This is a genomic window from Flagellimonas taeanensis (assembly GCF_003584105.1).
In the GTDB taxonomy this organism is placed as follows: domain Bacteria; phylum Bacteroidota; class Bacteroidia; order Flavobacteriales; family Flavobacteriaceae; genus Flagellimonas; species Flagellimonas taeanensis.
The window spans coordinates 316887-329291 of sequence record NZ_QXFO01000011.1 but is presented as its reverse complement, the minus strand read 5'-3'; the positions used below and the strand labels follow the sequence as shown (position 1 = coordinate 329291).

9 protein-coding genes are annotated in these 12405 nt (G+C 47.4%); 8 read left to right on the top strand and 1 reads right to left on the bottom strand.

Annotation, left to right across the window (positions count from 1 at the left end):
* Nucleotides 1-20 precede the first annotated feature (20 nt).
* The 8 genes from D2V93_RS06365 (at nt 21) to D2V93_RS06330 (ending at nt 11035) form a co-directional block, all read left to right on the top strand.
* The gene (locus D2V93_RS06365; RefSeq protein ID WP_119618836.1) at nt 21-2996 is read left to right on the top strand and encodes a SusC/RagA family TonB-linked outer membrane protein; all 2976 of its coding nucleotides are present in this window, start codon (nt 21-23) and stop codon (nt 2994-2996) included.
* An 18-nt stretch (nt 2997-3014) separates the two neighbouring features.
* On the top strand, nt 3015-4355 hold the full coding sequence (locus D2V93_RS06360) for a RagB/SusD family nutrient uptake outer membrane protein (protein ID WP_072877608.1): 1341 nt from the start codon (nt 3015-3017) through the stop codon (nt 4353-4355).
* A gap of 91 nt (nt 4356-4446) precedes the next feature.
* Entirely contained in the window at nt 4447-5931 is a 1485-nt protein-coding gene (locus D2V93_RS06355) for a glycoside hydrolase family 10-like protein (protein ID WP_119618835.1), read from the top strand.
* A gap of 6 nt (nt 5932-5937) precedes the next feature.
* Complete coding sequence (locus tag D2V93_RS06350; RefSeq protein WP_119618834.1) at nt 5938-6420, top strand: GNAT family N-acetyltransferase; 483 nt, start codon at nt 5938-5940, stop codon at nt 6418-6420.
* Nucleotides 6417-7697 (top strand): MFS transporter, encoded by a 1281-nt coding sequence (locus D2V93_RS06345; RefSeq protein WP_119618833.1) that lies wholly within the window; start codon nt 6417-6419, stop codon nt 7695-7697. The genes D2V93_RS06350 and D2V93_RS06345 overlap by 4 nt, the downstream gene beginning before the upstream one ends.
* A complete protein-coding gene (locus D2V93_RS06340) occupies nt 7690-9294 on the top strand; it encodes a glycoside hydrolase family 3 protein (RefSeq protein ID WP_119618832.1) in 1605 nt (534 codons plus the stop codon). Before D2V93_RS06345 ends, D2V93_RS06340 begins: the two co-directional genes overlap by 8 nt.
* Entirely contained in the window at nt 9291-9956 is a 666-nt protein-coding gene (locus D2V93_RS06335) for a class I SAM-dependent methyltransferase (protein WP_119618831.1), read from the top strand. The genes D2V93_RS06340 and D2V93_RS06335 overlap by 4 nt, the downstream gene beginning before the upstream one ends.
* Entirely contained in the window at nt 9953-11035 is a 1083-nt protein-coding gene (locus D2V93_RS06330; RefSeq protein WP_119618830.1) for an anhydro-N-acetylmuramic acid kinase, read from the top strand. Before D2V93_RS06335 ends, D2V93_RS06330 begins: the two co-directional genes overlap by 4 nt.
* Here D2V93_RS06330 and D2V93_RS06325 read toward each other — a convergent pair.
* A complete protein-coding gene (locus D2V93_RS06325) occupies nt 11032-12246 on the bottom strand; it encodes a multidrug effflux MFS transporter (RefSeq protein WP_119618829.1) in 1215 nt (404 codons plus the stop codon). The genes D2V93_RS06330 and D2V93_RS06325 overlap by 4 nt on opposite strands.
* Nucleotides 12247-12405: the final 159 nt, after the last annotated feature.

The window sequence follows — 12405 nt, the reverse complement described above, 5'->3', positions numbered from 1 at the left end:
TAATTAAACTACTCAAATTTATGCGAAAACTACATGACTATTTAGGACAGATGAGGTCCCGACTGGTTTTAATTGTCTTCTTGGCGTCTGCGCTTTCAGCCTTCGCCCAGAGCCAATACACCTTTTCGGGGACCGTTACTGAAAGTGGCACAGGAGTGCCACTTGCTGGTGCTTCAGTGTTCATTGAGAACACATCTTATGGTTCCGTCACCGATTTTGACGGAAATTATAGCTTTTCCGCCACTTTGGAATCAGACTCTTACACGTTGGCAATCAGTTCACTGGGGTTTTCCACACAGCGAATCGCAGTCACCGCGGGCGGAAGTTCCTCGATCACTACCGATGCCAATCTTGCCGAGGATTTATTGAGCCTTGACGAGGTAGTTGTCACGGGTACGGGGGCAGGAGCCAACAAAAGGACCTTGGGTAATGCCATATCCTCGGTAAAAGCCGAAGAGTTAGTGGACAATGGCGCTACACAGATAGACCAGGCCATTGCCGGTAAAGTCACCGGAGCCCTGGTACAACAAAACTCAGGTGATCCCGCAGGCGGTATCAGTATTCGTCTTCGTGGACCAAGTACCATTGCAGGTAGCTCGGATCCTCTTTACATCGTGGATGGGATCATCATCAGCAACTCGAGCAACGAGCTCGTGGACCTTGGGGGGAATGCACAGAACCGCTTGGCGGACATCAACCCCAACGACATCGAGAAGATAGAGATCATCAAAGGAGCTGCTGCTGCTGCCATTTACGGATCTAGGGCGAGCAACGGTGTTGTCCAGATTTTCACCAAACAAGGAAGAAGCGGCGAGCCCAAGTTTACGTTCATGACCAATACCAGGATAAATGAACTTCGCAAGAAAATTGATTACAACCAGGTCCCCTTGGCCTGGGCCGTGCCTTCCAACCGATCGGACCTTACGACAGTCGAAGTAGATCGCTATGACCTTCAGGATGAAATGTTCGAATCTGGTTTTGGGATTGAAAACTATTTCTCCATGACTGGCGGAACAGAGAAAACATCCTATTATCTGTCCGCTTCCCATTTGGACAATGATGGTATCATAAAGAACACCAATTTTAAGCGGTACGGCTTCAAGGCCAATCTTACCCAAAAGGCCTTTGATTGGTTGGATATCACAGGTGGTTTCAATTACATCAGAAGTGTCAGCGATGACATGCCCAATGGAGGGATCAACAGTGCATATGGTGCCATCACGGGCTTTGTGTTCAGTGACAACTCCATCGACCCATCTCCAGACGAATCAGGGGTATATCCCGTCACCTCCCCCGCAGTGCCAAGAACAAACCCTGCTGAGGCTGTGGCCCGCTTTGATTTTGCCCAAAAGACCAACCGTTTTATCACAAGTGTGGCACTTGACGCAAATTTCACTGAGAAATTGAGCGCTAAATATACCTTGGGATTGGACTATTACAACCAATCGGCTACTGCCTATATCCCGATCAACAACACCTCCCCTAATCCTGATGGGTATGCCAGAAGATCGGACCTGAACAGCTTCCAATACAACTCAGACCTAAATTTCACATATAAAACAGATATTACCTCATCCATCTCCTCGACATCAACCTTGGGTGGATCCTGGCAGTATGAAGAACGTGAGAACATAGGTATCAATGCAACAGGCTTGCCTCCCGTGGTGGAGACCGCAACTGGTGGAAGCATCTTGGAGCAAGGGGAAAACCGTTCCCAAATATCCTATTGGGGCGCTTTCTTCCAACAATCATTTGGTTTCAATGACAAAATCTACGTGAACGGGGCCGTACGTATGGATGGTGCATCCACCTTTGGTGAGGACGAGCGTAACCAGTTGTACTTTAAGGCTAGTGCTTCCTATGTAATGTCTGATGAGGATTTTTGGAAAAACACTTTTGGCGATACTTTCAACCTGTTCAAGCTTCGGGCTTCTTGGGGCCAGGCAGGCAACTTGACCGCCTTGAGTGCCTATGCAAGATTCTCCAACTACAACCCATCCGCCCTGACCGGTTCCGTAAGTTTGATTCCAAGCACCCAATTGGGCAATGAAAGCCTTAAGCCAGAACGACAGGATGAAACAGAACTTGGTTTTGACGCAGGACTATTGAACAATAGAATCGGTATTGAATTTTCTTACTACAAACAAAAAGTCACCGATCTCTTATTGCAAAGGGTATTGGCGCCATCCAGCGGTTTCAGCTCACGATTCGAAAATGTCGGAAATCTGGAGAACACTGGTGTGGAAGTATTGCTGAGAGGAGCCCCGATCAAGACCAAAGACTTTAACTGGGACCTTACGGCCACCTTCTCAAAGAACAAAAACGAAGTGACCAATGTGGCCGGCGGCGGTAGAATTGCACTTCCCGGCAGCTTTTCCACCAATTATGTAATTGAAGGTCAACCGCTTGGGGTTTTCTACCATGGATTCTATGCCAGAAACGAAGATGGATCCATAGCCCTTGATGATGCAGGATATCCCTACAGAGGGCAAACTGAGGAAGGTGAGCGCTCCAAAGTCATAGGTGATCCCAACCCAGATTGGTTCGGATCGTTGATCAACGAGTTTACCTACAAAGACTTTGGCCTAAGGGTACAGTTCGATGCCGTCCAAGGCTACGATGTCTTCAACTGGAACAGAAGATTGCTGGACAACGTTGTCTTTGGTGGTGGTTACAATGTAGGACAGGAACTTTTGGGCAACAGACCCAAGGGCTATGGAAGTGCACAAGCGAGTATTTTTGAGGAATTTGTAGAGGATGGATCTTTTGTAAAACTAAGGGAAGTGGCATTGAGCTATACCTTCAAACCCAAATGGGAGCATATAGACAATGTAAGGTTCAGTCTAGTGGGCAGAAACTTGATTTCTTGGGACGATTACTCCGGATGGGATCCAGAAGTAAGTGCAGCAGGACAGAGTAATGGAGTACGTGGATTCGATTTTGCCACAGTACCTATCCCAAGGACCTATCAATTGGGCGTAAACGTTAGTTTCTAATCCTAAAAAAAATTGACAATGAAAATTTATAGATACAATACATTAAAACTGATGTTCCTGCTAACGTCCATGTTGGCGGTCACATCGTGCGAAACAGACTTTGAAAATCCGAACGCAGCTTCAGCCGACCAAGTTTACGCTTCAAGGGAAGGTATTTTGGCCGCCTCGATAGGTATGCAGGAACTCTATTCCACAACAGGTATGCGATGGATGATAGAGACCCCTGCCATCACCACAAGGGAGGTTGGCATCACCAGTACTTTCCAAAACTTGATAGACCTTGAAAATGGCGGGGATATCCCAAACAACACCTCAAACATAGAAGGGCTTTGGGCCACTATGTTGAGGGTAATCGGTATTGCCGAGAATATTGCCACCGAGGCCGAAAGCTTGGAAATAGAGGCAGGAACGCGAAGTGGCCTTGTTGCTTTCGCCAAATTGTTCCATGCCATGAGTATCGGGGCCATGGCCCAAAACTACGAACAAGTGATCGTTGCCACTTCAGATGACAACCCTCCTTTTGTAAGCAGGATCGAAGGCTTCAATACCGCTGTTAGCTTGCTGACCGAGGCACAAACACTTCTAGCGGCGACACCCATTTCTGCCGAATTTGAAGCGGAAATATTGAGAGGTCAGATAGATTTGGAAAATACCATTGGTGCAATGCTGGCCAGATTCAATCTCTATGCCGGTAATTATGATGCTGCCATTGCAGCTGCATCCTCTGTGGACCAGACCTCTGGCTCTGTTTTCTCATACGATTCCCAGAACCTGAACCCCGTTTGGGCCAGGGTCTATCAAAATGGCGTGGACAACTTCAAACCAAGGGATAATTTTGGTCTACCGGAAAGCTTCGTATTTGACGATGCCGATGGCCGATTGGCCTTCTATTTGATCCCTTTGGATGAATTGAACCTTAACCTATTGCCCATCGAGGACCTGGCAGGTTTCTTTGATGGTGAAAATGGCTCGGAAGCAATCCCAGTCTATTTACCAGATGAAATGAACCTCATCATTGCAGAGGCCAACCTAAGAAAAGCTTCCCCAGATACAGGTGCGGCAATTGCGGCCTTGAACCTGGTACTTACGGACAATGACGATATCTTCGGTGTAAACGCCAATGTGGCTGCCTATAGTGGAGATACATCTGTGGATGCCTTGCTGGATGAAGTCTACAAAAACAGAAGGGCCGAATTGTTCCTCACCGGAGGTAGTCTCGAGGACAGTAGAAGGTTTGGAAGGCCTGAGCCAACCCCAACAGTACAAAATTTCGATGAAGAACGGAACAGGAACTTTTATCCATATCCTTTGACGGAAAGGGACAACAATACGAACACTCCTCCTGATCCGGCCATATGATGAAAATTCATTTGAGTTGTTAGTTGTTTAATTCAATTTTAGCAAAAAGGCCTACATTTAGTGCATACGTAGGCCTTTTTTATTCCATTTCATGAAAAGATTCCTCTATCTGATCCCTTTTGCTTTTCTGATTTCCTGTGCGGTTTCCAAAGCACCCAAGGAGGAATTCAGGGGAGTATGGATAGCCACTGTGGCCAACATCGATTGGCCGAAGCATCCTTCCGATGATGCTGAAAAGAAAAAGAAGGACTTCATTGCCATACTTGACTTTTACGAAAAGTTGAACTTCAATGCGGCCATTGTGCAAGTGAGGACAGCTGGGGATGCCCTCTACCCTACCCAATTGGCCCCATGGTCCAAATACCTATCGGGCCAACAAGGAAACGCGCCCGAAGGTTTTGAAGAACCGCTCCAATGGATGATCAAGGAAACCCACAAACGAGGGATGGAATTCCACGCTTGGCTCAATCCCTATCGCGCCACATTTGATTTGGACACCCTGGCCCTTTCCAAATCCCATGACTTTTACCAACATCCCGACTGGATGCTCAAGTACGGCAAAAAATACTACTATGATCCCGGCCTCCCCGAAGTGCGGGACAAATTCAACCAGATTATTGAAGAATTGGTCACCACCTACGAGCTGGACGCCATCCATTTCGATGATTATTTCTATCCCTATAAAATCGAGGGGGAAACATTTGGGGATGCAGCAACTTTTTCCAAATACGGATTGCCCGGACAATCCTTGGAAGATTGGCGACGAAGCAATGTGGATTCCCTCGTGAAAAACGTACACGCCACCATCAAAAAGAACAAACCTTGGGTACAGTTCGGCATCAGTCCGTTCGGGGTATGGAAAAACAAAAGCACCGACCCAAAGGGCTCGGATACCCAAGCCGGACAGACCACCTACGAGGACCTGTATGCAGACCCCGTGCTCTGGGTGCAGGAAGGTTGGCTGGACTATTTGGCCCCACAAGCCTATTGGAGCATGGATTATCCGGTAGCTTCACACAAAAAAATCGCTTCTTGGTGGGCCAATGCCACCCCCAATACCAACCTGTACATGGGCAATGGCACTTATAAAATCAACAACAATGCTGATAAGGCTTGGAGCAAGAAAAACGAAATTCCAAAGCAATTAAAACTTGCACGTAATCTGGAAAATATTGATGGCAATATCTTCTTCAGTGCCAAATCATTGATGGGCCAGCACGAAAAGGTCAACACCAAACTGGAAAAGAAATTTTATCGGTTGCCCGCTAAAAATCCCGGTCCCATCAACCAGAAGGCAAGAGATATACAGTTGCCTGCAATCGTTTCTTTGGAAAACACAGGGCAATCCGTGGAGATTTGCATCAGCCATGTGGACCAAATTCCTCGTTTTCTGAACCTTTACCTTGTGAAAAATGGAAAAGCACAGCTTCTTGGAAAAGAATATCTTTCAGAAAGTGATGTGGAAGGTTGTTTTCAATTCAACCTATCGCCAAAGCAGCTCCGAGGTGAACTCGAGATAAATATAAGTGATGCCTTTGGCAACCAAAGTGCCATGCAACCCCTGAACATCAAATAGCCCGATATGTACGACATGCTTGTTCGACTTATGGACCTCCCCGACATCTCCACAGCGGAAAAAGCGCTTTTCGAGAAAGAGGGTATCTTTTTTAAAAGGCCCATCCCTCCCGAAAAAAGCATTGTTGTGGATTGGGTCGGTCAGCATTTTAGCACAAACTGGGCCGATGAGACCGAGGCTGCCTTCTCGGCCTTGCCCGTAAATTGTTTCATTGCCCAACGGGAACAGGAAATTCTGGGTTTTGCCTGTTTTGAGAGCACGGCAAAAAACTTTTTTGGCCCTACGGGAGTTCTTCCCAGCGAGAGGGGCAAAAACTTGGGCAAGATCCTGTTGGTAAAATCCTTGCTCGCACTGAAGGAAATGGGATATGCCTACGCCGTCATCGGAGGGGTCGGTCCTGCCAGCTATTACGAAAAAACCGTAGGTGCCACCATCATCGAGAAATCGGAAAAAAGCATCTACCAGAACCTATTAAAGCACCGCAAATGAATGTAGCCCCCAAAGACAAAAACGCCTGGCTGTGGATTCCCTTTCTATATTTTACCCAAGGGATTCCATACATTCTCGTGGTCACGGTCTCCGTCATCATGTACAAGCGGTTGGGCATCGGCAATGCCGAAATAGGACTGTACACCAGTTGGCTCTATTTGCCTTGGGTCATCAAACCGTTGTGGAGCCCCATTGTGGACCTCAACGGCACCAAGCGAAAATGGTTCCTGGGCATGCAATTGGTCATTGCCCTCGCATTTTTGGGAATCGGGCTGTTCCTGCCCTCCAATTCCTTTTTCACCATCACCTTGGCGTTTTTCTGGATGGCTGCCTTCGCATCCGCCACCAATGATATTGCATCGGATGGTTACTACATGATCGGTCTCACCCAGAAAAAACAATCATTTTTCATTGGACTCCGCAGCACCTTTTACCGATTGGCCATGGTGACCGGGCAAGGGCTATTGGTCATTTTCGCTGGATTTTTGGAGAACACATATGGGGACAACACCAAAGCGTGGTCCATCACCATGATCAGTGCCGCCGTTTTGATGATCGCCCTCACCATTTCCAACTTTTTTGCCACGCCCAAGTTTGAAGAAACAGCACCTCAACCCAAAGAAAAACAAATGGGCTTTTTTGAGGTGTTCGCCTCCTTTTTCAAGAAAAAACAGATAGGTTGGGCACTCCTGTTCATCCTCACCTACCGCTTGGGCGAATCCCAATTGGTAAAAATGGCCTCGCCGTTCCTTTTGGACAAGCTCGAGGTGGGCGGACTTGCCTATTCCACGGAAGCCGTGGGCACCATTTACGGTACAGTGGGTATCATCATGCTCTCCCTTGGCGGAATCTTGGGCGGAATCCTAATCTCACGGGATGGCCTAAAAAAATGGATGCTGCCCATGTTGCTGGCCCTGAACCTGCCCAATGCCCTGTATGCCCTCTTGGCGATAACACAGAGTACCAGCATGTTCGCCGTAGTGGGCACCGTGGTGATCGAGCAATTTGGTTATGGTTTCGGGTTTGCCGCATTTATGATGTACCTCATCTACGTGGCCGAAGGAGCCTCCAAAACATCGCACTATGCCATCGCAACCGGATTCATGGCCCTCGGGATGATGCTCCCCGGCATGCTCAGCGGATACATACAGGAGTGGTTGGGATATGGCGGCTTCTTTACCTGGGTCGTGATCGCCGCCCTGCCCGCATTTGTGGTACTGCGCTTTTTGAAATACCCTGCCGATTACGGCAAAAAAACTGTTGAATCCAATGACTGATACCCATCCAACCTATACACTTTCAAAGAAAGAATTGACCCTAAGACAAAAAGTCGGGCAATTGTTCATGCCTGCGGTTTTCATCAACGATACCGAGGAAGAGGTACAGAAAATGGAAAGGCTCATCAAGGAACACCATGTTGGGTCCATCTGCTTTTTCCACAGTAGGGCCAGTGCCGCCACCAATTTTGAAGGGAAGAAAAAAGTGGTGCACAATGCCAAAAGCCATGACCGGCTAAAGGAACTCATCGCCCGATATCAGAAAGCCTCAGAAATTCCCCTGTTGGTGGCCATTGATGCCGAATGGGGGTTGGCCATGCGCATTGAGAATACCCCACAGTTTCCGTACGCCATCACTTTAGGTGCACTGAATGGGGATGAAAACCTGATCCTACAAGTGGGACAGCATATTGGATGGGATTGCAGGGCTGCTGGCATTCAGTGGAACCTTGCCCCAGTAGTGGACATCAACAACAATCCTGAAAACCCCGTCATCGGTTACCGTTCGTTCGGGGAAAACAAAGAAAAGGTATTGACCAAATCCGAAGCTTTCATTCGGGGAATGGAAAGTACCGGGACACTGAACTCCATCAAGCACTTTCCCGGTCACGGCGATACGGCGACCGATTCCCATTTGGGACTGCCCGTTATCGATAAATCTTTGTCCGAGCTAAAGGAGAACGAACTCTTCCCTTTCCAGGAACTCATCAACAAAGGGGTGGATTCCGTAATGGTGGGCCATTTGTCCCTACCCCAATTGGACGACCAAAATCCATCGACCACTTCATCAAAAATCATCACGGGTCTCCTGCGGAAAGAAATGGGTTTTGAGGGTGTCATCATTTCAGATGCGCTCAACATGCACGCTGTCTCCAAAAAATATCCCCAAAAAGGAAAGTTGGAACAGGTAGCTTTTGAGGCAGGGATGGACGTACTGTGTTTCAGTGAAAATGTTGCGGGAGGGATACAACTGATACTGGACACGGCCACTGAGGAGCGAATCGATGAAAGTTTTGATCGGTTGTGGAGCTTGAAGAAAAAAGCCTTTGCCTCTGAAAAAGAGATAGTCGCGCCCAATGACGGTTCCGCATCCATTTTGAACCGCAACATAGCCCTCAAAAGTATCACGGAGCTTTATGGAAACCCGAGCTGCATCCAAAAATTCAAAGCAGAGGGATTCCTCAACATATCCTGCAACAACGGGAAAGAAAACATCTTTTCCCAAAAATTGGAAGACGAATTTGGGGTTGAACCCTTGGATATTGCTTTGCAAACGGACATCATTAACGAAAAAATCAAAGCGACCAAAAATGTGGTCCTGTCCCTATTTCCTCCTGCCGTGAAACCCAAGGACCAGTTTGGATTTGATACAAATGTATTGGAAACCGTCAAAAAGTGGATCAATGACAACAACACCTTGATCTACCTTTTCGGCAACCCTTATGTTTTAGACCTTTTAGGATTGAAACCGACCTCCAATGTGGTGGTGGTCTATCAGGATTTTCCAGAATTCCAAGAAGTAGCGGCCGAACATTTCAAAGGAGCGATTTCGGCCAAGGGAACGCTTCCCATCCAACTAAAAACGTTTCAAGCATGAGCGAGGACATCTTAAAGTCGTGGGAAAAAAATGCTTCCGAATGGGTCAAGGTCATCCAAAACCATAGCATTCCGTCAAGGAGATTTACCAATGTGGCCATATTGGAGGCCGTCAGCGAACTGAAGGGCAGCAAAATTGTGGACATTGGATGCGGTGAAGGTTGGCTTACCCGCGAAATGGAGAAAATGGGATGGGAAGCCACTGGACTGGACGCCATAGAAAGTTTGATCACCGAGGCCAGAAAAAACAGCAAGGCAGACTTCCATGTATTTACGTATGAGAACATCATCGATGGAAAACCCATGCCCAATGCCCCATTTGATACCGCTGTGTTCAATTTTTGCCTTTACCTGAAGGAAAGACTGCACCAACTATTGACCAATACACTTCAACAACTTTCATCGAAAGGGACCCTTGTGATACAGACCCTCCACCCTTTCTTTTTGCTACAGAACGGGCTGCCCTACAAAAGCCAGTGGTTGTCCGATTCATGGAAAGGGTTGCCGGGCAATTTTACGGATGGACATTCGTGGTATGCACGTACATTCGAAGATTGGACCTCCGTGCTGAATCAATTGGGAGGAAGCGAGATTTGCATTACAGAAATAGTGAATGATGAGGAAAAACCCATTTCCTTGATCCTAAAACTAAAAAAACAATGAGCGGTTATAACGTATTGGGGTTGATGTCGGGCACCTCCTTGGACGGCCTTGACATGGCCCTTTGCCATATCTGGCAGGAAAACGGGCATTGGAACTTCACCATCAAACACACCAAGGATGTTGCCTACTCCGATGATATGAGGGAGCAACTCAAAAATGCCATTTACCTATCCGAAAAGGACCATGCGCAGTTGCACAGGGATTATGGCATTTGGTTGGGGAAACAGTCCAAAAATTTTATGGAAGCGTTTGGTTCGGATATCGATTTTATTGCCAGTCATGGACATACCTCCCATCACAGACCACATGATGGTGTCACTTTTCAATTGGGCGATGGCCAATTATTGGCGGATACCAGTAGTAAAAAAGTGGTCTGCGACTTCAGGACCAAAGATGTGTCCCTAAAGGGTCAAGGCGCCCCATTGGTCCCCATTGGCGATAAACTGTTGTTCCATGAATATGATTTTTGTCTGAACTTGGGGGGAATCAGCAATATTTCCTTTGATAAGGATGGGGAACGGATTGCCTATGACATTGGTTTGGCCAACATGCCCTTGAATTATATTACCCATAAAATGGGTCTGGCCTACGATGAAAATGGAAAATTGGCCCGTTCCGGGAAATTGGACCCCGGTCTTTTACAACAACTGAACGCCTTGGCGTATTATCAACTTCCCTACCCAAAATCCACAGGTTACGAATGGTTCACTGGCGAGATTGTTCCCTTGATCCAAGCTTCTGAAAGTTCCGAAATAGACCTTTTACACACCTTTATCCACCATAATTGCGAGCAGATTGCCATTTCGGTCCATAAGCATCAAGGCAAATCCAAAAACAAATTGCTGGCAACCGGTGGAGGGGCACTCAACCAATTCTTTGTGGATACGCTACAAGAGAGGTTGGGCTCCGACACCGAAGTGGTTGTCCCGAGCAAAACATTGATTGCGTACAAAGAAGCCCTGGTCTTCGCACTGATGGGTGTGCTTCGTTTGGAAGGCCACACCAACGTGCTGCGCTCCGTTACCGGTGCCACATCCGATTCTTGCAGCGGGGAGGTTTTCCTTCCCAACCGAGGTTAAGCGGCGGCCAGTCTTTTTCGTCTAGGCTTTCTCACCATCAGGAAAATGGCAAGGGAACAAAGTCCACAGATGGCCAAACCTGCAAAAAGGGGCCATACACTATCTTTCACAAACTCCCCAATGAAAGTCGCAATGGGAATGGAGAGCAGGGTGGACACAAAACCATTGATGGCCGCTCCTATTCCCGCTATATGACCTATGGGCTCCATGGCAATGGAACGGAAGTTACCCCACATAAACCCAAGACAGAAGAACTGCACTGACAGAAAACCGACCAACACATAGATGCTTGGATTGGGCGAATTCAAGTACAAAAAGGAATACAGCAGGGCCACCGAACAGAACACGATGGTGGCCATCAAGGACAGTTTTCGCATCCCGAAACGCATAACCAAGGTACCATTCAAAAAAGTGGAAAGTCCTATGGAAATGGCCAAGCCAGCAAAAATATAAGGGAACATCTCCTTCAGCGCATACTGGTCCTCAAAAATATGTTGGGCAGAACTCAAATAGACCAAAAACGCCCCGGTGACCAATCCTGAAGTCAACGTAAAGGCAACCGTTTCCCTATGCTTTACAAATTCCTTCAGACCATCGATAAATACGTGGCCCGTGAACGGAATCTTGTATTCGGGGTGTAACGTCTCCGGCTGTCGCTTCCAAAACCAAATAGCGACAATGAGCGCAAAGAACAATTGCACATAAAAAATGGCCTCCCATCCCGCGGCATCCAAAATCAATTTGCCTATGGCAGGGGCCACTACCGGCACCAATATGAAGAAAGCCACCACAAACGACATGATCTTGGCCATATAATCGCCTTCATACGTATCGCGGATGATGGAAATGGAAATGGTACGGGGAGCGGACAGCCCTATCCCCTGAAAAATCCTCCCAACGACCATGACTTCCAACGATGGGGCATAGAGACAGATGATGCTGGCCACCAAAAAAATGGTGAACCCAACATACACCACAGGTTTTCTACCAAAACTATCGGATATGGGCCCAAAGAACAATTGGCCCACACCTAGCCCCAAGAAAATCATGGTGACCAACAATTGGTTGTCCGTTGGATCCAGACTATTGATGGCCATGCCGATGTTTGAAATCGCGGGCAGAATGGCATCAATGGCCAGGGCGACTATGGACATCAAGGCGGCCATCATGGCCACGAATTCAAATTGGGGTTTTTGGGTTTCTTTTTGCATGGCGCAAAATTAGGGATAGCCCATGGATCAATAAAGCTTTTAAGAAAGGTTTAATGTTATATTGATATAGGTTTTGTCTATGGACATTTTCACCCTTTCTCCAAATCTTCGTTAAGTTTGGTGTCAAGGTTCAACTGCGCTCGACCTGACAGCTCACAA